General features: G+C 45.7%; 18 protein-coding genes, 1 tRNA gene and 1 pseudogene. 5 read left to right on the top strand and 15 right to left on the bottom strand.

Features of this window, described 5'->3' with window-relative positions:
* Positions 1-106: 106 nt before the first annotated feature.
* Positions 107-1,660: a peptide MFS transporter gene (locus tag M977_RS16490; protein WP_064516973.1), complete on the top strand. Its 1,554-nt coding sequence runs from the start codon at positions 107-109 to the stop codon at positions 1,658-1,660.
* 137 nt (positions 1,661-1,797) lie between these two features.
* Here M977_RS16490 and ybcJ read toward each other — a convergent pair whose 3' ends face one another.
* Together ybcJ and folD are read right to left on the bottom strand one after the other, a co-directional pair.
* A complete protein-coding gene (gene ybcJ / locus M977_RS16485; protein WP_064516971.1) occupies positions 1,798-2,010 on the bottom strand; it encodes a ribosome-associated protein YbcJ in 213 nt (70 codons plus the stop codon).
* Position 2,011: 1 nt separating this feature from the next.
* On the bottom strand, positions 2,012-2,878 hold the full coding sequence (folD, locus tag M977_RS16480) for a bifunctional methylenetetrahydrofolate dehydrogenase/methenyltetrahydrofolate cyclohydrolase FolD (RefSeq protein ID WP_064516969.1): 867 nt from the start codon (positions 2,876-2,878) through the stop codon (positions 2,012-2,014).
* 187 nt (positions 2,879-3,065) lie between these two features.
* Between folD and M977_RS16475 the strand changes: the two genes are divergently transcribed.
* Both M977_RS16475 and M977_RS16470 read left to right on the top strand, forming a co-directional pair.
* Positions 3,066-3,142: transfer RNA gene (locus M977_RS16475), tRNA-Arg, on the top strand.
* 268 nt (positions 3,143-3,410) lie between these two features.
* Positions 3,411-4,079, top strand: coding sequence for a class I SAM-dependent methyltransferase (locus M977_RS16470; protein ID WP_064516967.1), 669 nt, complete (start codon positions 3,411-3,413; stop codon positions 4,077-4,079).
* Between the two features lie 21 nt (positions 4,080-4,100).
* Here the strand turns inward: M977_RS16470 and M977_RS16465 are convergent, their stop codons facing one another.
* The 7 genes and pseudogenes from M977_RS16465 to M977_RS16435 form a co-directional block, all read right to left on the bottom strand.
* Positions 4,101-4,712 carry a helix-turn-helix domain-containing protein gene (locus tag M977_RS16465; protein ID WP_064516965.1) on the bottom strand — a complete coding sequence of 204 codons (612 nt, stop codon included), beginning with the start codon at positions 4,710-4,712 and terminating at the stop codon, positions 4,101-4,103.
* Positions 4,713-4,747: 35 nt separating this feature from the next.
* Positions 4,748-6,958: an EAL domain-containing protein gene (locus M977_RS16460; RefSeq protein ID WP_064516963.1), complete on the bottom strand. Its 2,211-nt coding sequence runs from the start codon at positions 6,956-6,958 to the stop codon at positions 4,748-4,750.
* 67 nt (positions 6,959-7,025) lie between these two features.
* On the bottom strand, positions 7,026-9,155 hold the full coding sequence (locus tag M977_RS16455; RefSeq protein WP_064516961.1) for an EAL domain-containing protein: 2,130 nt from the start codon (positions 9,153-9,155) through the stop codon (positions 7,026-7,028).
* Between the two features lie 654 nt (positions 9,156-9,809).
* Positions 9,810-10,517 (bottom strand): L-fucose operon activator, encoded by a 708-nt coding sequence (gene fucR, locus M977_RS16450; protein ID WP_064516959.1) that lies wholly within the window; start codon positions 10,515-10,517, stop codon positions 9,810-9,812.
* Positions 10,518-10,582: 65 nt separating this feature from the next.
* A pseudogene (locus M977_RS25275) lies at positions 10,583-10,744 on the bottom strand (RbsD/FucU domain-containing protein); the annotation flags it as partial.
* Positions 10,745-10,884: 140 nt separating this feature from the next.
* A complete protein-coding gene (locus tag M977_RS16440) occupies positions 10,885-12,495 on the bottom strand; it encodes an FAD-NAD(P)-binding protein (protein WP_064516957.1) in 1,611 nt (536 codons plus the stop codon).
* 54 nt (positions 12,496-12,549) lie between these two features.
* Entirely contained in the window at positions 12,550-13,131 is a 582-nt protein-coding gene (locus tag M977_RS16435; RefSeq protein ID WP_064516955.1) for a sugar O-acetyltransferase, read from the bottom strand.
* Between the two features lie 407 nt (positions 13,132-13,538).
* Here M977_RS16435 and M977_RS16430 point away from each other — a divergent pair, with 407 nt between their 5' ends.
* Positions 13,539-14,963, top strand: coding sequence for a sugar porter family MFS transporter (locus M977_RS16430; protein ID WP_064516953.1), 1,425 nt, complete (start codon positions 13,539-13,541; stop codon positions 14,961-14,963).
* Between the two features lie 60 nt (positions 14,964-15,023).
* Here the strand turns inward: M977_RS16430 and M977_RS16425 are convergent, their stop codons facing one another.
* From M977_RS16425 to M977_RS16400, 6 genes are all read right to left on the bottom strand, one after another.
* A complete protein-coding gene (locus M977_RS16425; RefSeq protein WP_064516951.1) occupies positions 15,024-16,427 on the bottom strand; it encodes a diguanylate cyclase in 1,404 nt (467 codons plus the stop codon).
* Between the two features lie 235 nt (positions 16,428-16,662).
* On the bottom strand, positions 16,663-17,088 hold the full coding sequence (locus M977_RS16420; protein WP_064516949.1) for an ion channel: 426 nt from the start codon (positions 17,086-17,088) through the stop codon (positions 16,663-16,665).
* A gap of 10 nt (positions 17,089-17,098) precedes the next feature.
* A complete protein-coding gene (locus M977_RS16415) occupies positions 17,099-18,112 on the bottom strand; it encodes a DUF2955 domain-containing protein (RefSeq protein WP_064516947.1) in 1,014 nt (337 codons plus the stop codon).
* An 8-nt stretch (positions 18,113-18,120) separates the two neighbouring features.
* The gene (locus M977_RS16410) at positions 18,121-19,215 is read right to left on the bottom strand and encodes an HlyD family secretion protein (RefSeq protein ID WP_064516945.1); all 1,095 of its coding nucleotides are present in this window, start codon (positions 19,213-19,215) and stop codon (positions 18,121-18,123) included.
* Entirely contained in the window at positions 19,212-20,678 is a 1,467-nt protein-coding gene (locus tag M977_RS16405; protein WP_243839596.1) for an efflux transporter outer membrane subunit, read from the bottom strand. Before M977_RS16405 ends, M977_RS16410 begins: the two co-directional genes overlap by 4 nt.
* A 46-nt stretch (positions 20,679-20,724) precedes the next feature.
* Positions 20,725-21,837, bottom strand: coding sequence for an AI-2E family transporter (locus tag M977_RS16400; RefSeq protein ID WP_064516941.1), 1,113 nt, complete (start codon positions 21,835-21,837; stop codon positions 20,725-20,727).
* 832 nt (positions 21,838-22,669) lie between these two features.
* Here M977_RS16400 and M977_RS16395 point away from each other — a divergent pair.
* On the top strand, positions 22,670-23,533 hold the full coding sequence (locus M977_RS16395; protein WP_064516939.1) for a MurR/RpiR family transcriptional regulator: 864 nt from the start codon (positions 22,670-22,672) through the stop codon (positions 23,531-23,533).
* The last annotated feature ends 37 nt before the right edge of the window (positions 23,534-23,570 follow it).

Here is a 23,570-nt window from a genome sequence, read left to right as displayed (position 1 = left end):
TCCCGCTAACTAATAATAATGGCTGAATGTTAAAGAGCGGCAACTCAGCTAGCCGCCAGGCATTTCGCCACGTATAAACACAACCGCACACCCTCTTGGAGAATTTATGCAATCCTCGGTTAACAACAACGAGAGCCGAACCTTCTTCGGTCATCCTTACCCGTTAGGCTCACTGTTCTTTACTGAGATGTGGGAGCGATTCTCGTTTTACGGGATCCGTCCCTTACTCATTTTGTTTATGGCAGCAACGGTTTACGACGGCGGTATGGGGCTTGCGCGTGAAAACGCATCGGCAATCGTCGGTATCTTTGCTGGTTGTATGTATCTGGCGGCGCTGCCTGGTGGGTGGCTTGCTGATAACTGGTTGGGGCAGCAGAGAGCAGTTTGGTATGGCTCGATTCTCATTGCCCTCGGTCACCTGTCGATTGCGCTTTCCGCATTCATGGGTAACAACCTGTTCTTCATCGGCCTGATGTTTATCGTTCTTGGCTCTGGCCTGTTCAAGACATGCATCTCAGTCATGGTCGGAACGCTGTATAAAAAAGGCGATGCGCGCCGTGACGGCGGTTTCTCGCTGTTCTATATGGGCATCAACATGGGTTCGTTTATTGCCCCCCTGATCTCCGGGTGGCTGATAAAAACTCACGGCTGGCACTGGGGCTTTGGTATTGGCGGTATCGGAATGCTAGTTGCACTGGTTATCTTCCGTGTGTTCGCCGTTCCGGCCATGAAACGCTACGACAGTGAAGTGGGCCTGGATTCAACCTGGAACAACCCGGTGTCTAAGAAAAACGGTGTCGGTGGCTGGTTGCTGGCACTGGCGGTGGGCGTGGCCGTTATCGTGACGCTGATTGCAAAAGGTGTGATCGTCATTAACCCTGTTGCAGTTGCCAGTGTGCTGGTATACGTGATTGCAGCGTCGGTAGCGCTCTATTTTATCTATCTGTTCATGTTCGCGGGACTTAACCGCAAAGAGCGCGCCAGGCTGCTGGTTTGCTTTATTCTGCTGGTTTCTGCGGCCTTCTTCTGGTCTGCGTTTGAGCAAAAACCCACTTCGTTCAACCTGTTTGCGAATGACTACACCGACCGCATGATCGGCGATTTTGAGATCCCTGCAGTGTGGTTCCAGTCAATCAATGCGCTGTTTATCATTTTACTGGCACCGGTGTTTAGCTGGGCATGGCCGCGCCTTGCACGTAATAACATCCGCCCAAGTAGTATCACCAAGTTTATCATCGGTATTTTATGCGCCGCTGCAGGCTTTGGTTTGATGATGCTGGCAGCACAAAACGTTCTGAACAGCGGCGGTGCTGGTGTGTCTCCACTTTGGCTGGTGGGAAGCATCCTGATGCTGACACTCGGCGAGCTGTGCCTGAGTCCAATTGGACTTGCGACCATGACGCTGCTGGCTCCAGAAAGAATGCGTGGCCAGATGATGGGACTGTGGTTCTGCGCCAGCGCGCTGGGTAACCTTGCGGCAGGCCTGATTGGCGGTCACGTGAAAGCCGACCAGTTGGATATGCTGCCTGACCTATTCGCGCGTTGTTCGATTGCGTTACTGATCTGTGCGGCTGTACTGTTCGTGCTGATTATTCCGGTACGCAAAATGCTGGAAAATGCTCAGGTGAAGACAGAACAAAAACCAGTGAGCAATGCCTGAGTCATATCGTCACCCGCAATGAGGCCGGTCTGATGGCAGGCCTCATTCTTTGAGCAGGTCCGGAAATATTTATAGAATTGCAGAAAATTAATTCAGAAGGGAAACCCTCGCTGGAAAGCGAGGGTTAAACGGGAAGTTTAAGCTTCGACCGTAATGCTCAGTGTTTCAAAAACCACTGTCTGACCCGCAACGATTTTGCAGCGTTTGCGGGTTTCTACTTCGCCGTCTACTTTCACCAGCCCTTCTGCAATCACCGCTTTCGCCTGTGCGCCGCTTTCACACCAGCCTTCCAGCTTCAGCAGATCGCATAATTCAACGTGTGGGTGTTTACCTAATGAGAAGGTCGCCATTTTATTCTCCATGGACATCATGATATTCCTCGCAAGCCTGCAAGGTATTCTGGATAAGAGTGGCGACGGTCATTGGGCCAACGCCACCCGGAACCGGCGTAATATACGAGGCTTTGGCAGCGGCTTCATCATAATTTACGTCACCGACCACTTTACCGCTCTCCAGACGGTTAATACCCACGTCCACCACAATCGCCCCTTCCTTGATCCACTCGCCGGGAATAAAGCCTGGTTTGCCCACCGCGACGATGACCAGATCGGCGTTCTCAACGTGTTGACGTAAGTTTTTGGTGAAGCGGTGTGTGACGGTTGTGGTGCAACCGGCCAACAGCAGCTCCATGCTCATCGGACGGCCAACAATGTTGGATGCGCCAATCACTACCGCGTTCAAACCGTAGGTGTCGATATTGTAGCGCTCAAGCAATGTCACGATACCACGTGGCGTACAAGGGCGCAGACGCGGTGAACGCTGGCACAGGCGACCTATGTTGTAAGGATGGAAACCATCAACATCTTTATCTGGGTCAATACGCTCCAGAACTTTCACGTTATCGATACCTGCGGGCAGCGGTAACTGCACCAGGATACCGTCAATTTCTTTATCTGCGTTGAGTGTATCAATCAGCTCCAGCAGCTCTGCTTCAGAAGTCGTGTCAGGCAAATCATACGAGCGGGAAATAAAGCCCACTTCTTCACATGCCTTACGTTTACTTCCAACATAAATTTGCGAAGCAGGATTCTCGCCAACCAGAACAACCGCAAGTCCTGGAGCACGTTTTCCAGCGGCAATTCGGGCTTTCACTTTTTCAGCAACTTCAAGCCGTACCTGCTGCGCAATCGTTTTACCGTCAATAATCTTTGCTGCCATCAGTCAGATGATTCCGTCTGTAATCGAAAAGGGAGGGGATTGTTTCTATTTTGTCAGAAGCGCGGCTCGCTGTCAGGCATTGTTAAGCCTTTATGCTCAATTGTCGCGCAGGCAGTTCAAAAGCCATTGACTCGTAAGGTACTGACCGTATAATCCGAATCCGCAATGCTTCCGAAAGGAATACAGTGCGCCCTTAGCTCAGTTGGATAGAGCAACGGCCTTCTAAGCCGTAGGTCACAGGTTCGAGCCCTGTAGGGCGTACCATTTCGAAGCAAACAGACGTCAATTGACGTCCTTTTTTATGCCTGAAGACCAGACTCCCTCCATCAAACAGCCTGCACTCCGGGAACCTTCTTTCAGATACGGTTCATGGGATTAGCTTTCTTATCCTCCCAAAGTCCCCCTTCTCAGACTACTCGCAAACCAAGCAATCCAGATCAAATTTCAAGGGAACACCGTTGTACACAGAGTGCCAATTTAGGGATAGTATCGGCAGCGCATCCTGTTTTTAATTGGAAAAACGGTGGTTATGATGAATATCTATGAAGAGCAATATCGACTATTAAAGCACAATGGTGCGCAGGCGTGGGCTGGTGAAGGTTATAAGCGAGCTCATCAACAATTAGCTGTCATTCTGCAAGAATTAAAACAACGTAGTATCCTCCCCTCCCCCGGAGCTTCATTTCTGGAATTAGGCTGTGGAAATGGTGCAATGTCTTCTCAATATATGGCTGAGCGTGGCTACGAAGTATCCGGTGTTGATATTTCACAAACTGCAATTGAGTGGGCGATAGAGCGATTTTTGACACTTGGGCTTAAAGGGCATTTTACCCAAGGCGATGTCTGCCATCTTAAGCAGCTGGAAGCAGATTCATATGATGTTATTTTTGATGGAAGTTGCTTGCATTGCCTTATTGGTTCACAGCGTGAGTTGTGTCTTGCAGAAATAAGACGTCTGATAAAACCAGAAGGTACGGTTGTTATCAGTACTATGGCTGGGAAACCGAAAAAACCTGAAGATTTACGAGATTTTGATGCCGATAATTATCATTTAATGAGGAATGGCCGGCCATGGAGAACCTTAAAGCCTCTTACACTGCTGGAAGAAGAGATCAGCAAGCAGGGATTCTCGATTATTTACACCGACCTGAATCATAATCCATGGTGGGATCATGCCACTATTTGTTGTAAACCATCATAGAAATGATGACGTGTTGTAAGATCAAGCCATCTCATTCAACTCAATCAATTTCCCGCGGTAAAATTTTATATCTCCTGAGTCTTCTAACTCTCTTACAACCTTCTGAACGGCACTCCTCGATATATTATTTCTGGATAGAATAAAATTGTACACAGATGTTGTGTATCTTTCTGGTTCATCTAAAGCCCAAATTTCCTTCAAATGTTCAATAACTATTTCCCTGGCCGATGATTTATGAATTAGTTTTCCTTTAGGCATGCAAATATATAAATAGCTTCTAATTATAAAGAAAGCTTCTTGCCACAAGTTTTTCTCTGTAAATAAGTCAAAAACAATATTCGAATCAAGTATCCACATAGAACATTCACTTTTACACTGAATGAAATGTGTCAGCCCAATATCACGTATATGCCCAAGCCCAATAACTGCGGGCGCTTTAATAGAGTTAGTCAGTAGCCCATCTTCAATACGATGAATGGTTACAACGCCAGATTTAAGGAATGCGACCTGATTATCCTGAATGAGCTCTACGTGCTGCCCCTTTTTTCTAACTGCAAAAAATGCATGTTTACATTTTTCTATCTCTTCACCGACTACTTTTACTGAGCGCGCGACATCCGTTCGACTGTTCATATCATAAGTGCCCTATTAATACCTTCTGGATTAATTTAAAGTATTACTTCCTCAATCGGCACAGGCTTACCCGTATGGTATCCCTGTAACCAATCTACACCTATTCTTATTAGCTCTTGCCTGATCTCTTCATTTTCAACAAATTCTGCAACGACCTGCATTTTCTTGATTTTAGCAACGGTGCAGAAAGATCTAACTAAAAAGTGATTTAAGTCATCATGAAGAATCTTGCGGATAAATGAACCATCTATTTTAAGAATATCAGCTTCTATTTCTTCCAGGCGAGAATAGCTAGAGCAACCGGTACCAAAGTCATCAATGGCTATCTTGCAACCAAGACTGCGCATTTTTTCAAGCTTTAAAGCGGCTACTTTAGTATCAATAATGTCTGTTTCGACAATTTCAAAAATAATTCTGTCCGGTGATATTTCATACTTCTTGAATAGCACCGTCAAATGGTCAATAAAATAGATATGATGAAGCGTCCGCGGGGCTAAATTAATACTAAATTTACTTTCAGATTTAGATTCATCAAGTGACTGTATAAATCTGAATGTTTGTTCAATAACAGTCATATCTAACTGAGCCAGGATACCTGCTTGCGCTGCAATAGGTAGAAAAGAGTCAGGATATAACAGCTTTCCATTTTTGTTTCTGATACGGATCAGAACTTCATGATAGTATGAATCCGTACTCGATGAAATTATAGGTTGAGCCATAAGCACAAACGACTGGTTATCAACAGCACTTTGCAGCTCACTCCTGATATTGTCATTACTCGTTATATTGCTTGCCACAGTTAAACATTCGTTGTCATCCCAAGTCACCATCACCGGAACTTCACTATTTATAGAGTCCGCGGCGACAGCAGACAACTTTCCAACAATCATCAATAAATTATATTTTCCTGGCAAGCTCAACATATAAGTCAGACCAGAATTAATGCCAAATGTATTTTTGCCGTACGAGAAACGGTATGCTTTAACTAAAGAATAGATGTTGTGAATATGCTCTTTATCAGGTGTACCCAGTCGTATATAAAGCCCGTAACCTGGTTGATAATATATATCTTCATTATCCTGGAGATGAGGAAGAAGATAGGCGGTCAATGACTTAACGAACATAAATCTAATGCTAAGGCCATGCGTTTGAGTCAAAGACCAAAGCTCAGGGCAGTGAATTAAAGCGAGCCCTGCCCCTGGATATTCAACAAGAGATCTCTTGAGCGCATAAACATTCGGCAAGCCAGTATAATACTCCGTTAGCATGAGTCTGGTTATCTTTTTTATATATGAGCGATTACTTGAAACCAGCACTCCAGATAAAACTAAAGAGAAGGACACAACTAATATTGTGGCAGAGGCGGTTGCCAAAGGTTCAAGGATTTCAAGTTCACTGATGGCGTAATTATATTGTATATAACCATCGCTGTGGAATCCGAGCAGAATTAAAATAGCGCTCCAGATGGGAACAATAACTGAATGACCAATAGTTACTGTTCCCCAGACCATTATCGGGAGAAGCAATAACAAACCATACCCTGTAAATAATAAAAATATATGCTTAGTAGATAGTAAGCAATACATGATACCAATGAGAGAGCATAACCATATTATCCGATAGACTACTCGCGAACCTGAAAATATTATTTTCTTTTGTTCATTAAGGTAACGCGAACACCATGCGGTATTGCTGATACATCTAAGAATAAGATAACAGAATGGTACACCAGTAAGGCAAGATGTCATCATCCACTGAATGTTAATCAAGTTTTTGGTGCTAAAGAAATCACCATATAAAACTTCATCAAAATGGAATAAAAACAACATTAACTGATGGACAAACTCAAACACTACAGAGTTAAAAACAACCAACCAACCGATACGATGAAATGTTAATTTGTACCGCCCGAAACTAACTGCACCTTTGCTTCCAACAGATATAAAATATATCAGGCAACTGATTGAAGCGGCCAATAACTGTGAGTAAACAGTGAGGTTTTGCAATACGGATTGCGTGTTTAAGCTGTAGATAAAAAGCAGCCCGAGTGCCGGCATGGCTCTGACACCATATAAAACTAGTAGCGCAGTAAACAATGGTAGCCTGAGATCATAAAATGTCAGAGCATATCCACCTACTTCAGCACTACTCATTAGTAGACTAAAAACGTAATGAAACAGAAACAACAAGAAACAAGCTTCAATCATGCATTTAGTCGTATTTCTGGTTTCTGTACTTATTTGCATTACACAACTTTCCATCTTTCAATATGTACAAAAAAACATCCGTGTGAGATTAAGCCCCGCTTTAACATCATGATGTTAATTGCAGCTCCTTTTCATAGGTTGAAATATTATTAGAGCAATGATGATTTTCTTTCAGGACCTGGCATAATTTTTCAACTGGTAATGGACGCCAGAAAAGGAACCCCTGTGCCAGTTCGATACCAACTGAACAGACCTGGGCAAGTTCCTGGTCTGTTTCAATCCCTTCAATAAGAACCTGGCGCAGCTCATCTTCAGTTTCAACACCTTCAATAACAAGATTGCAGTGCGTGAGTCGGCACAGTCTGGTTACTTGTTTTAAAAACTGCAGCCCACCATTTTCAGCTAGCCCCTGCACAAGTGAACGATCAAGCTTTATCTTGTCGAGTGGATATCGTGTCAGATAATTCAGTGTTGAGTACCCCGCCCCAAAATCATCGAGAGCAATACGAATCCCCATTGATTTTAATTTTGTCAGCACCGAGGCCACATTGACCGGGTCGATAACAGCTTGCGACTCTGTGATTTCCATCTCAAGAGTCCAGCCTGGAGGCAAAGGTTTATCCAGCACTTGGGATATGACTTTAAATAATCTCTTATCTAGCAGTGTCTGCGCCGAGATATTGACCGACAGAGTCATTTCATTAAATTCTTGAAGATGATGATGTAGATAATTAACAGATTGCTCGATAACCCAAAAATCTATATCTGCCATCGCTTTGAGGCGATCATAGTATTGTAGGAAAATAGGTGGCGTAATTTCCCCGTCTTCACCCTGATGGCGGATTAATGCCTCTACCCCAATAATTCGACGGTCGGAAATCCGTACCTGAGGCTGAAAATAAAGAATGAAATGACCACTCGATTGTAAATGTTGCACCTTGCTCAGTGCATCCAGATAAGATTTTTCTTCGGACTGAAGCGTATGCCCAGGAACCAGGTCTAAATTTGTCGGTGGTAAAAATAAATTCAGCTCAGGGGTTTTTAGTTTGCTAATAGACCATTTTCTGACAAATGGTGTGTAGATAACCGCGCTTACGCCAATAATAACGATATTCAGTATAATGGCGCAGACCGATCCCCCAGTGGCTAGCCAGGTGCTCAAAATAGGTGGAATGCTCCAGTTTACCGCTTCAGAAACCGGCGGCACCAGATGCCAGACAGTTGCCGTGTACGCTATCGTATAGGACACAGCTGGCACCAGAACAAAGGGGATAATCAGCAAGGGGTTCATGACTATCGGCAACCCAAAAATCAAGGGTTCGTTCACGTTAAACAGTGACAGAGGAAGCGATAAGCCAAGCATATGCCGGTGGGGAGATTTTTTATTTAGCAGTATACACAGCAGCATTCCCAGAGTGTTTCCTGTACCGCCCATCGTGCACCAGATATTATAAAAAACAGGGCTAATGATGTTTAGCTGTGCTTGCCCTGCATGCCAGGCAGCAATATTGCTATTCATTTCGGAAATAAAACCAGCATCAATATCGGCACAAATAAAATACCCATGAATACCAAAGAACCACGGTATGCAGCGTAGAACAATATAAATCAACCCATCGATGAAGTTATCAGGGTAAGAGTGCAGTAGCGTTTGAGATATTACTGGGAAAACTAAAAGGTATAGTGAATGGGCCAGCACACCAATAATCAAGGTGGCAAAGGAGATAATGAGTACAGAACAGAAGAAAAGAGCGGATGTTTTCCGGCTTTTGCTTTTCAGGAAATGAATCGAATCGACCAAAGCGATGGCCTTTTCTAGCAAAAAATTGACAGTGATGCCGGAAAGCAATGCTAAAGGAACAGTGATATCAAAGAAGAAAAGCTTGTCATTACTTATAACTCGGCTAATAAATAGCAAGCTACATAAATTAATGGTCAGAAAATGGATAACTGAGTAGCGATTACGAATTGCCCAATGCAAAGCCATAAAGGCATTTATTGCGATTGGCATAAAGTCTGTAAGCGTCTCTTGTAGCTGGAACAGCTGTACAGAAAAACGCCCCCACCCCAATTGATCACAGATAATCGAGCTAATGAGAAGTAGTGCGCGGATGATGGCAAAGGGAACAATGGCTAAAGAGCTTGCAACAATAGATTTTATAATTCGGTTATTAAATAACAAAATCCTGCTGTTATTAAGCTGATAAATAAAAGTGTTCTGAAACCATGTGCTCATCTCAAAAATACTCTTTTTTGGACATTTATTGCCTGACTGACAACTATATTTATAAAAATTCCGAATATTTCCAAATGTTGAATTTTTGGTATGAGTTCTAATTCATCAGATTTTCTTATTAATTAGTGTTGCCGGAAAGATGCTTATATTTTGCCGCTTATGATGCAACGCAACCGCGCTTGTTAGTGCAGTGTTAGTCAGGCAGTCATTAGCATGCTTAATATATAAACACAGATCGATATAAACGATCAATAAATTAATTTCGATAGATTTAATCAATAGGTCTCATAGATCATTCGCCAACAATAGATCGATAAAACCTATCAATTTGTTTAGTTATATGATTAAGTTTTAAGGAAATGTTAACGCATTTCGCGTGGTGTCTTTAATTATGGAAAATTAAATTCGAATATTTACTTCTAAATATTACGCGAGAAGAGATACGATAGAATAAATAAGCGGACAATAAACGAACAGTGATGTAAGTGTTTGTTACATATGTTTATTTTATATGAAGATAGCGTTTTAAAGGCCAACTCACGTTGCTCGCATTAATTTATTGTAAAAATAGATTAATTTACAACCCATGGTCTGGTGAGCTGCGCTTTTTTTGTAGGATTATCTCATTAATTGTCTTAACAGCCCGTGGTTGTGCTAGGCATTTTGATTTGAAATAACTAGTACAACATCTTCCACACAGCCTATTTTTATTTCACTGGTTCTATTTATTTTACTCTTGTCGATAAGTAATAAAGACTGCGCCGCGCGCTTCATGAGTAATGATTTAAATTCAGCATTGTAAGTATTGGAATCCCATAGCACGCCATCCTTATCAACTCCCTCACAAGAAAAAAGAAACAGATCGATATCCAGTTCTTTAACTTGGGAAATAATTGCAGGATTGACGTAACAAGCATATTTACGTTGAAGCAAGCCACCGGAACTAATGAGCTGTATATTTTCCCATTTTGCCAGTTCCTGGCAAATACGCACACTATTGGTAAAAACAGTGATATCAATATCCGGGAGTTGTTTTGCCAGATACCAACATGTTGAACTCGCATCGAGCGCAATAGTCATTCCACCACTAATCCACGGTAGTGTCTGGCGCGCAATGTCGGCTTTGCTGGCAAAATGGCTTTTGAGGCGAGCGCTAAATGGGTCTCCACTGTCATGAGTGTCGCGCTTGATGCTTTTAGCTCGCCCATGCTGGCGAATGATTTTCCCCTGCGTCTGTAGTGCATTCAGATCACGGCGGATGGTTTCTTTACTGACCTTTAATAGCTCGGCAAGATCTTCAGTTGTTAGGGTTTCATGTTGTCGTATGAGTTCTACTATTGCCGCATGGCGCGCCGTTTTCACAAGCACTCTCCTCTACCTGAAAAAACCATGCGCCGGTGGCGCATGGCAAAACAAGGAGTCTGAGACTACGGCGTAACCCCTTTTTTTAACAGAATATTCCCGTATTTGGCGGTCTCACCTGTGATGACGATCGCAAATGCCTGCTGCGCTCGTTCATAGAATGCGAAGCGATCAATACGGCTGACTTTATGTTGCGGCTTATCACCAAATAAAGCCTGCAAATAACGAAATAGTTGCGGCCAATAATTCGCGAAGCGAAGATTGAAGAGATTGCCGAGTTATATTTAAAGGCACTATAAATTGCTTTGAATAACAATAAACTATTCAATTATTAGGGGCTGCAAACATAGCAGCCCTTACTTTGAAGTTACCAATCTAAAAATGGTAATCGTCGGCGCACATGAGGTGCTGACTCAAATATCCCCTTTGCCATAGCTTCTCCAATTTCCGCACAGACAGTCAGCCCCTGAACGAAGGGTTGATCGTGCATCAGATAAGGCAGCGCCCCAAAAGCAATGCGCCCACGAACAGATTCCGGTTGTAATAATATGTAGTCCTCACCGACATCTGGAATATCATCGCCGCCAGACTCGAGCTGTTTTCGTAAGGTAGTAAACGGTAGATCTTTGGTCTTAAGCGGCCTCTGCCCACGGGCATCAATAAATACGTCAAACTCATAAACATTTTGCCCGACGGAAATCGCCGTCTGTTTCTCTTTTACATCCATCTTATAATCCGGCCCAAGCGTAAGAATGCTGATTATCCCGGCCTCGCGTAATGCCAGTAAACGGCGAATAGATTGCGATGGTATTGCTGCATAATTGTCGATGAACACTCGTGCAAGGCCCACGTCAAAGCGCTTTCTGTCCTGCTCGTCCAGATAAGGCACAATCAGTTGGACGGCTTCATGTAACCGAAGGATCACGTAACGCCACGGAACTGTTCGCTTGTCGCGTTTATTGCGTTCAACTTCATAAAGATTGGCTTCAGCCCAGTGAAACGGGTCGTTGATTTTCCTGTCAGCAAACCAGGCTTTAGCAAAACTATCCGCATCCAACGTATTAAGCGCCAGATGTTTGCTCCAGGCCGGGTCTGCATGTTCAATTTCCTCAACCATAAGGCCGAAAACTCGATTGAGAAGACCATCGGCCCCTGCTGAAATTTCGTGATTTATCGCCTCTTGCGTCACGACAGTTAATGGCTCGTAAGGGATTGGGCAGTAGAAATCAGCTTCCGGCAGAATTCCCGATCGGGACATAAGCACAATGTTAAGCTTTTCACTCCCCTCATCGAGATTGAAATGGATTTGCTCTCGCTCCGATTCAACAAACTCCCCATGCTGGATGACCACTGCCATCGCGGCATCCAGAGCACTCAACGATGTCCCCATAATTCCGACTTTACACGCAGCAATTTTAGCCTCCATCAGCCCTGACCATGGGCTTGGGAAAAAGGTGTGAGTCGACTTCTCCTCATCAGGCCATACGTGCCCGGTGGCAATCACGGCGAGATCAAACAACGCAGGCGAAGGTTCGCCTTCTGCCCACAGTTTTACTCCCTCTTTAGTCGCCTCAAGATCGGTGACCTGGCAAGATTCATGAACCTCCACGCGGAACCCTTGCTCTTTTGCCTGAACAACCAACTCCAGAAACTGATCGCGGAAGTACTCGCCAAGAAGGATACGAGGTAGAAACTGTCGGATATGAAGTGAGTCATGGCGAACACCATAACGCGCCAGATGATCTTCACTTTGGCTGCGCAACCAGTCGATGTAGGTCGAAAAAATAGGCGGGATTTCGATGCTGGCAATATTGGCCAGCATCATTCGGGAGTTTTCTTCATCGCTGTAAGGCATACCAACCCCTGCCTCACTGCCCTGCTCATAGATAGTAATGGACAGTGGCACTTGCTTCTTCAGAAGGGAGAAAAGAGTGTAAATGCCCGTAGGACCCGCGCCTATAATAGCGATTCTTTTCATCAAACTGTACCCACCGTTGTTATAAAGTCTTCCATCTCTCTGTTGAGATTAGGCTCATTCAACGGTTTCTGGCAATTTATCTGCCAAACAAACTCGTTTTACCTGGCATGGGTTACCCGCAGCAATGACTCCAGCAGGAATATCATGTTTCACTACGCTTCCAGCACCAATAGTGCTGCCTTTACCGATAGTTACACCAGGCAAAATAATAGATCCTCCACCGATCCATACATCATCGCCAATATTTATCGGCCGTGCGCTGCCAATATGTTGGTTTCGCGTTTCAGGGTCCAGCGGATGCTGAGCGGTATAAATTTGTACATCAGGAGCAATAAATACGTTATTACCAATAGTCACTGGCGCACAATCCAGTAGCACAAAGTTGAAATTAATAAATACATTATTACCAATATGGGTATTACAGCCGTAATCAATACGCATCCCTTTTTCGAAATGAACATTCTCGCCAACACGGCCAAATATTGTGCGAATCAATCTCTCTTTCTCGGTAACGGCACGGGCACTCAATGCATTAAATTCATCAACGATATCGCGTACTCGGTAGCGAATTTCACGTAACTCTGGGTCGTTAATATTATAATTTTCACCACTTACCATTTTGCTAAATTCGCGCATTCTCAACTCCTCATAGGCAATTGATGTTGTTAAATCATATTTTTTAGACCTGATAAATAACTACCTTTCATAAACTGCATAGTCAGCACAAACGTCAATATATTCAGTTGGTTCTTACAACATCGAAAAGCAGAACAAAATTTATCCATACATATTATTTGTATTGCTATGACCGCACCTCACAAAAACATCTAAAAAATCAACCCATCTTATTGTTATTTATGCAATTAACTTCTTATTCACTGTATTTATCAATTATGTCGCACTCATCACACAAATGATCACCACAGCAAAATAATCCATATATCTGCCTACCCGGAGTCAGACGTTTTCTGGAAAGATCTTATAAAGTGCTGTCATTGGTTTTCTGGAACTACATTGCGCTTGCGGGATTTTGGAGATTTATTATGTCTAATGAAGTACTGCCTGGTTACCCCGGTCACCTCAATACCAGAGCGCGCGACTCGCGCCGAATGACACTGTTTGTTTCCGTTTCTGCGGCGGTAGCGGGCCTGTTGTTTGGACTTGATATCGGCGTGATCTCTGGTGCTCTACCCTTTATTACTCAACATTTTACTTTAAATAGCCAACAGCAAGAGTGGGTTGTGAGTACCATGATGTTAGGTGCAGCAATCGGTGCACTCGCAAACGGCTGGCTCTCATCTGCGTTGGGTCGCAAATATAGTCTTATGGCAGGGGCGATATTATTTATTATCGGTTCACTCGGCTCAGCATTCGCGCCAACGGTTGAAATATTGATGGTCTCGCGCGTCGTCCTTGGGATGGCTGTGGGGATTGCTTCATACACAGCCCCTCTGTATCTATCTGAAATGGCAACGGAAGATATTCGCGGGAAAATGATCAGCATGTATCAGCTGATGGTTACGCTGGGTATTTTGCTGGCGTTCTTATCAGATACAGCCCTGAGCTACAGCGGCGACTGGCGAATGATGCTTGGCGTGTTGGCAATTCCGGCATTCCTGCTGCTGATACTGGTCGTATTTTTGCCCAATAGCCCACGCTGGTTGGCCGCTAAAGGGCGCCATATTGAAGCCGAAGAAGTATTAAGTAAATTGCGAGATACCTCGGAGAAAGCGCGCCAGGAATTGCAGGATATCCGTGAAAGCCTCAAGTTAAAACAGCACGGTTGGGAGCTGTTCAAAATGAACAGCAACGTGCGCCGAGCCGTATTCCTTGGCATGTTGTTGCAAGCGATGCAGCAGTTCACCGGCATGAATATCATTATGTATTACGCGCCAAAAATCTTTGAAATGGCGGGTTTCACAACCACGCATGAACAGATGATGGCAACCATTGTTGTCGGCCTGACGTTTATGCTCGCCACCTTCATTGCTATTTTCATGGTCGATAAAGCAGGACGTAAACCGGCGCTGAAGATTGGCTTTAGCGTTATGGCTGTTGGCACACTGGTGTTGGGTTATTGCCTGATGCAGTTTGATAATGGCAATGCTTCAGATGGTTTGTCTTACCTGTCTGTCGGTATGACTATGATGTGTATCGCAGGCTATGCGATGAGTGCCGCACCTGTGGTTTGGATTCTGTGCTCTGAAATTCAGCCGCTGAAAAGCCGTGATTTTGGGATTACCTGTTCAACCACCACTAACTGGGTGTCGAACATGATAATTGGTGCAACATTCCTGAGCCTGTTAGATGCAGTTGGCCCGGCGGCGACATTCTGGATGTATACCGCGCTTAATATTGCATTTATTGGCGTCACTTTCTGGCTAATTCCAGAAACGAAAAATGTCACACTGGAACACATCGAGAAGAAACTTATGGCGGGTGAAAAGCTGCGTAATATTGGGCAGTAACTCTTCCAGTACAATAATCCCTGACCTCATCAGTCAGGGGTTATCTATTTCATCTGGCAATTAAAGTGAGTTATCCATGCCGAATGGGTAACTCTCAATACAATTGCGACCATTATTTTTTGCCTGATACAACATTTGGTCTGCTTTGTTAATAAGCCGCTGGTAATCAGGGTGGTTATCGAATTCGACCAAACCTGCACTGATGGTGACATTAAATGAAGTGTCTACATCAACTTCAATCATCTGGCTGGCAATATGGTTGCGCAGTCGCTCCGTCAGGACTTGAGCCTGAGACAGTGTCGTTTCCACCAGCAACAACATAAATTCCTCGCCACCGTAGCGGAAGACATAATCACTACTGCGTACATACTCATGTAACCAAGTCGCAATATTTTTTAGTGTGTTATCACCAACGGCGTGACCATAATTATCATTGATTTTTTTGAAGTAATCTATGTCCAACAAAGCGATAGTAAAAGGCTTACCGGACCTAATAGATAAACCAATCTCACGTCCCATAATCGTAGGGATAAAGCGACGAGTAAGTAGCTTGGTCATTGGATCTTTGCCATTCTCACTCTTCACTATCTCTTCGAAAATAGAGCTAAGAATCATATTAACCTGTTCAACATCTTGCCTTAACATGCGTAACAGATGAATGCGACTAAAAGCATCTGAGGATTCATTAGCAAACTCAGTGGTAATAATCCTATCTATTTTTTGGATTAACGAGTCGATTTTTTTAATTAAATCTGGCTGTCTGAAAATATGCTGGCCTTTATGAGCAAACCATAGCCCAAATTCAGAATCACTGAGTAGCACTCGCTCTTCAAATGGCAATTCAGTCGCAATATTATAAATAAACTGATTTTCCCAATCTTTCAAAGCCCCTAACTGACGTTCACGCTCAACGTTCATATCATCATATACAGTCAGCAGGCGAAAATGTTCTTGATCGTGCATCATTTTCTGATGTGATGGCGTAAAAGCAATCGTCATGACTTCAATTGCTGAATCTATGGCCATGCCACTAAAAAAGATAGCATCGCTAATTTCTTTTGCTGAGATCTGTGGTTTATTTAATAGTAATTGAAAAAGCTCATACTTCAGCTTTCTGGCACCACGGGCGACAAGGTCGATAGGTAGACCAATACGCGCATGAACTTCACCAACCTTGCGCTGATGAGCAATTAACTCTGATAAATCTTCACACGAACTACCCAGCACCTTGCGCAACCAGTTGTTCATACTGGCACTAAGTCTCTCTTCAACCTGGGTCGTGCTAAGGAATAACTTCGCCTTCTCATCCTGCAACATATATTGATAATACGCATCAACCAGTTGCCTGACCTCCTCATCACTAAGGCTCATGAGGGTCTGATGAGTTGCAGCATTTGTATTATTAATTAACAACTGCCACTCATTTTTAATAATGTCGTAATTAAGAGGTTGGATGTTTTTCATAAGTGTAACATTTATTCTTCGCGAGATATTATTTCTATTAAGGAATTCCCCTGTGAGCGGGATATTATATCAACCTCTCTTTTTTGTATAATATTATCCATTCCAGCCGTATATAATATCTTTACTTAAACTTGCCACTTTTGAACACATTCAACCGCTTTAAATACGTCAATACTTCTGCTATGAAACCCAGTATTGCAGCAATAGCGAAAAACGTTGCTCCTGATAAAAAAGATTACTTTAAATTCCCCAACTGCTTGCGGATATGGTGCTGTAGCACCGCCAGCATGCTGGCCCCAGACAACCCAATCATCAGCGCACCATTCACCGCTTCCAGTGGGCCAAGCAGTTTCCATTTTGCACTCATCACGATATCGCCATAACCCAACGTGGCAAAATTGACACCGGAGTGATAAACCGCCTCTTGCAGTGAGGAAAACTCCCCCAGCCACAAAAACAAAATCCCCCACAGCATTATTTGCAGCAGGTTACCCACCAATACAATGATGATGATGCCAAACAATGCCAATACGCCATACAACATCCCTTCTCTCTGGTGAAAGCGCTTGATGTAAAAGCGAATGCACCAAATAGACATCAGTGATTGCAGCAACATATTGCACAGGATGACAGGCATCCCAGTTATCAAGACCAGCAACATTTTAACCCCCTTAATCGGTTTCGGCCGCTGGACGACCAGCCAGATGCCAGCGTTCAAGAACCACCACACACGCCCAGCCATACAGGGCAACAGCAACATATAGAGAGCAGCGCATCAGCGATGCCAACCAGACATCTTTACCGGAAGCACTGTCCTGAATGGCAGGGCCAAACAGAATCAGGCAGGTGACCCACGCATTACTCCAGAAAGAGGGGGTGAATCGGCTAGCCGCCAGCCGCACTAAACGTCGCGCAACCCAAAGGCTAACGAGAGCCATCCAGAGCACTAGCATCAGGAATGAAGGCCAGATGCTAAGCCCAAACCACAGCACCACCGCCAACAACGCCCCCATCAGAGTCGATAGCACCAACTCTTTCCCGACCTGTTTTGCCGCAAGCGTGTTGGTTTGCTGTGCCAGCATCACGGTTTTCATCACTGCCGGGATATAAAACGCAGGGTTGCTTAATGCTAACAACCACACCGGCAATACGATAAGCACCGCACGTAGAGCCAACTGGTGTGGAGATTCAGGAGGCAGTAGCACCTTAGCTGCTGAGGAAGGAGTGGCCTGCGGGGGGAACAGTACTAACGCAAACCGGTTAACCACCGTACCAATGATGATGCCAAGCCCCATCATTTGGGCAATACCAATAGCAAGTGACTGCTCGATGAGTCCGGCAATCGGAATGATGGTAATGGCCGTCGTCAGTAGCATGGCCTGGGTTCCCTTCCCTCTAAGCCCCATCAGCATCAGCAGGTAAAGCAGCAGCGCCGTAAACAGCAATGCAGATAATGGGTAGTGCGTCAGTAAAGGCACCATCAGCACGCCACCAACCATGGTCATCGTTAGCACTAAGCCAACAATAATCCCCTTTTTGATGGGTAAAGGTTTCCCCTGACACAACACAATCCAGGCCATAATGCAGCCCAAATGTGGCATCGGTAGCGCAAGGCCGTAGCAGACCAGCGCTGCAATGGCCGATCCCACTCCAATTCTTAGTACCGCACGATCCCCGTTATGCATGGCCAACCTCAGTAGATATACGAGAACCAGCTCATCAGTCGTATGTAGATGCTACCGAAGAAGCTCATTACGCCAGCACCATTGGCATAGACCAATACATCCGCCTGCCCACCGACCCGCAAGTTTTTAACCGGAGGGAAATCGTCTTTAACAAAGGCAATTTTCACTGGGAACCGCTGCGCCTGACGTAGCCAGTCGCGGCTATTATCGACCGTAGGTAAAACACCGGCGGGCTGGCTTTGCGTCGCACTTACGCCATAACTGATGCTGCGTACCTGACCCTTGAAAATATGCCCCGGCATGCTATCGAGCAAAATGGCAACCTCATCACCGATATTCACATTACCGATGTTATTTTCGGTCATATCCGCGCTAATCCAGACATCGTTTATCGCCACCAGCGTCATAACGGGTGCCCCTGCGCCAAGAAACTGGCCGATATCAGTCCGCAGATCCGTCACCAGACCGCGGTTAGTCGCAACAACTACGGTATTTTTCCGGTCAAGTTCGGCTTTTTGCACCGCAGAACGAGCGCTCAGCAGTTGTGAGTTTTTTTCCCCGGAAACGCCCGCCGCTTCAGTCGCTCTACGCACATCAGCGGCGGCTGCTGCCATCTGGCTACGCGCGGTTTCCCGCGTGGCTTGTGCCACTTCGAGGCGACGAACTGAGATGGTGCCGGGATCTTCACGATACAAACGCTCCTGACGTTCAGCGTCTTTAGCCGCATTTTGATAAGCGGCTGTCGCCGCCTGTAAACCCGCTTTGGCCGCGGCAATGGTTTCATTATTGGCTTTGACCGAACTGAGCACTGTTTCATAGTCCGAACGAGCCTTAGCCAACGCGATGTCATAAGGCTCGGGATCAAGCTCAAACAGCTTATCGCCCGGCGAGACCTCCTGATTATCGCGGACATAGACCTTTTGGATTTGCCCTCCCACTTCCGCAGCAATGGGGATAACAAATGCCTGAATCCTTGCCTGAGAGGTATAAGGCGTGAGGCGGTCCGCCGCCAGATACCAGCAAAGCAATAAAATGATGACCACGAGGAGACCTATCACTCCACGTCGACTGGCTTGCCCCGCCGGAGATGAGGATTCTGTCATTGCTGTTTACCTTCTTTGGGTAACGTTGCTGATGGCAAAGGGGCATCCAATAAAGGCACCCAGTTATCACGCTGGCGTAAATGAGCATCGGTTTGCTTATCAACCAGTGGGCGTTCCCGCCCTTTCTCCCAACCACCGCCCAGAGCCTTATAGAGCGTAATCAAGTCACGCATCAGGGCACCACGGCTATTCACTAGCCGCTCCTGTTGATTGAACAAGGCTCTTTGTGAATCCAGTACACGCTGGAAGTCAGCCATACCTTCACGATATTGGGTGTTGGCGATATCCAAAGAACGGTTTGCCGCTTGCCCAGTTTGGGTCAGCAGATCGATCTCTTGTTTGTCATTGGCGTAAGCAACGGCTGCATCATCCACTTCACGTGCAGCCTGAAATACCGTATCCCGGTAGCGTTCATGCAGTTGCAGGAACCGCGCATCTTGTACCAGCACCTGGTTACCCAGCCGCCCTTGATCAAGCAAGTTCCAGCTAAATGTCGGCCCCGCCGCCCAGGACAGAGTGCTACTACCGCCATTTCGGGCGCTAATTCCCACGCTGCCAATAAGAGAAATAGACGGATAGAGTTCAGTTTCTGCCACGCCTATTAAGGCTGACTGTGCCGCTAATTGCCTTTCAGCCGCTCGCACATCAGGTCGGCGACGCAGCAAATCTGCAGGCAATTCCGACACCAGCGCCAGGTTGCCCTTCGGAAGAACCCCTGTGCTATCGACCATTTCGGGTAACGGACCTGGTTTTCGCGCCAGTAGCACGCTCAATGCGTTCTGGCTCTGACGCAGGCTGGTTTCCAGTTGAGGAATACTTGAGAGGGTTGATAGATATTGGGTTCTCGCTTGCTGTACATCCAGCTCAGCACTGTTGCCGCTGAGGAACAAACGCTCTGTAATTTGCAGGCTACGCTGCTGAATTTTGGCGTTATTGCGGGTAATTTGCAGGCGCGCTTCAAGCGTACGGATATTCACATACAGCTGTGCGACTTGTGCCGCCATCAGCACCTGAATATCGTCATATTGCGCAAGCGTTGCGAAGTAACTCGCATCGGCAGATTCAACACCACGTTTGAACTTGCCCCAGAAATCTATCTCCCATCCCAGGTTAAAGCCCGCGCCGTAGTTGGTGCTAGCAATGTAACGGTCATCATGTAGTTGACCGCCAGTAACGACTTGCCCATCGCCAATGGTTGCCTGAGGTGAGAGTAAGCTTTCTGCAATTCCCAACTGTGCACGTGATTCCAGCAGGCGCAGACCGGCAATTTTAACGTCAGGGTTTTTCCGTAAGGCCTCGTTGACGAGCATGGTAAGTGTTGGGTCATTAAGCTGTATCCACCACTGGTCATAACTGTTCTGGGATACGCCAGATGCCATGCTCTTCGTCACCGGCTGCCATTGCGTCAGCTCCGGAACTTGCGGGGTTTTATAGTCGGGTCCCAGAGTGGTACATGCGCTCAAGACCAGGCTTGCGCCCCCCGTTATCAGGAGGCGCCTGAATCTGTCTTCACAGAGCATCTTGCCCGCTCAACGTCGGGCCAGACGGACCTTCTTTGACCCAGGCCATGAAGATTCGATAACCAATAGAAAGCAGTGTCGCGCCAATAAACATGCCGAGAATACCGTTGGTTGCCATACCACCCAACGCGCCCAACAGCACCACAGGCATTGGCACATCTACACCGCGCCCCAACAACAAAGGTTTCAGCACGTTGTCAGCCATACCGGCAATAATCAGCAGAATGGTGAAAATGATATTCAGCACCGTACCGTTGTCACCCGTCATCCACATAATCGCGATAGCTGGAGCGGTAACCAGTATCACCGGCACCTGGGCAATACCCAGAATCAGAGCCAGAACGAAGAAGATCCCCACAGCAGGAATACCGGCGAATGCCATCACAATACCGGCCAGCAACGCCTGAATGAAGGCAACACCAATAACCCCCATCGCTACTGCTCGAATAGTATTGGTACAGAGTTTTGTCAGGGCAGGACCTTTTCTTTCATCGGTGATACGTGTGGCGATACTCGTGGCACTTGCTGCACCTGGAGCGCCCCAAGCCATCATGATGCCGGCGACGATAAAGGAGAATACAAAGCCAATCAAACCGCCACTCATGCTAGCCAGAATGGTAATTACCTGGCGGGTAATCTCACCTAGCTGCGGGCCATAGCTTTTTACTAAGGCCGGTAAATCTGTCGCGGCCTTCATCCACACGACATAGATTTTTTCGCCCACAATCGGTATTGCCACCAGGCGATTTGAAGGTTGCGGGATGACCAGGCTATCGCTGGTGACTTTCGTAATAAGTATACTGACGCTATCACCCAGGGAGCTAATCATCGCGATGGTAGGTACAACGATTAGCAACACTCCCAGCAACACCAGCAAGGTCGCAGCCCATCCCTGTTTATTTCCCATACGCGCAGCAAAACGTTGATGAAGCGGATAGAGAGTCACTGCCAGAATAAGTGCCCACAGCAGCATATTCATAAAAGGCGAAATGACAGTAAAACAGAAGGAGGCTAATGCGAGGATGAGACCAAATTTGATGAACATATCCAGAAATCTGGCAACCAGTCTTTTCTCAGCTAAGGGGGTATCATTAATTTCCATGATGCAGTTATTCCAGGTGATAGTGACTACGTAACTATCCAGATCTCAAGCATTAATGACCGGGACAGCAGATCGCTGGCATTGCATTTTAAAAGATAAGATTGTGCCCAGTAATATAAACCCGTTGGTTTTTATTAACTATTTTGATAATAGAACAAACAGACATTACTGCAAAAATGGCACAAAGAGGGTGACTGCCCGGCTTACCATCTAAAAACAAACATAAAAAATAAAATCTATACAACATCATTCTATTTTCGATAGCATTTTCCGCATAAATAAAAACAAAAAATCAGAATTTAGCTCTGTAAAAAAACACCTATGCAATCGAAAACATCACGATAGCGTTCGTAACACCTCACTCACCAATGAATGCATCACCAGAAAAGAATGAAATGACAACAATCCCCCAACATCATTGAGGGGGATATTCTTTCTGCAGAGTAATTATTTCGTGTTATACCCAAGTATTAAACCAGCCTTATTAGCACATAACAAAACGGTTTTTTGTTTATTTTTAACAAACACGAATCAACTTAATGAGAATAAGTGCGGCATTAAGCTATCAAAGCGCTGCTAATTAATAGCAAGCCATTATGAGTATGAGTCCATATCTGGAAACAAGGCTACTGTTAGCACACAAACCATTTCCAGAGAAACAATAGCCAGGCAGCAGCAATCAAACAACGGCAAAATAATATTCTTGCCTCGGGTGATGAGGAGCATCAACACCATCCCCCTTAAACCTCAGTTGAACTCAGGCTAATCCCACAGCAAATGATTTTTGTGGTACAAAGTACCAGCAGTTTTTAACCATTTTCAGGGACGTGCCATGTCTGTTTCCATCGATATTATTTCCTGTATCACCGATCGTTTTGTGGAGCTGACCACGACAGAAAAGCGTATTGCGCAATTTATTCTCGATGATGTGCAATCAGCTACGACTTTGTCGATTTCAGAAATGGCGCGGCTTACAGATACCAGCCAGGCATCAATTACCCGTTTTGCACGCGCGATTGGCTGCAAAGATGTGCGCGAGCTAAAAGTGAAACTTGCACAGTCGTTGGCGGTAGGGCAACGTTTTATTCTGGATGTGCCTGACCTCGAAGGCGTGCAAGGTATCTACGAAACTATCATTAATGTGCTGGATATTAATCGCCGGGCGCTCGATACCGATTCGCTTAACAAAGCAGTGGAATGGTTGAGCCAGAGCCGACAAATTCTGGCTATCGGGATGGGCGGTGGCTCCACAATTTGTGCCCAGGAAGTACAATTCCGTCTGTTCCGTCTTGGCCTTCCAGTGGTCAGCCAGAGCGATGGTCTGCTGGTAAGAATGATGTGTTCGGCTGTGTCACCCAACGATGTGGTACTGGCTTTATCGCTGGGAGGCTACACACCAGAGGTGATTGAAAGTGCGGCTATCGCCCGGCAGTACGGCGCAAAAGTGATTGCCATCACCCCGCAAGACTCACCGCTGGCGCAAAACGCCGATATTGTGCTGCCGCTGATAGTGCGGGAAAACGACTACATTTTTAAGCCCAGCACCTCGCGTTATGCGATGTTAGCGATGGTAGATGTGTTGGCCACGGAGCTTGCTATGGCCAATAAAAACCAGACCAAAGACCGCCTGCGCCGCATTAAACTTGCTCTGGATAGCCATCGGGGTGGTGCGGACAGGCAGCCTCTGGGGGATTAGCGGCTTGCCAGGTGCCTCCCTCATGAAGAGGGAGGAG

Origin of the sequence: Buttiauxella gaviniae ATCC 51604 (assembly GCF_001654835.1) — a bacterium.
Lineage (GTDB): Bacteria > Pseudomonadota > Gammaproteobacteria > Enterobacterales > Enterobacteriaceae > Buttiauxella > Buttiauxella gaviniae.
This window is presented reverse-complemented; position numbering and strand designations above follow the sequence as displayed.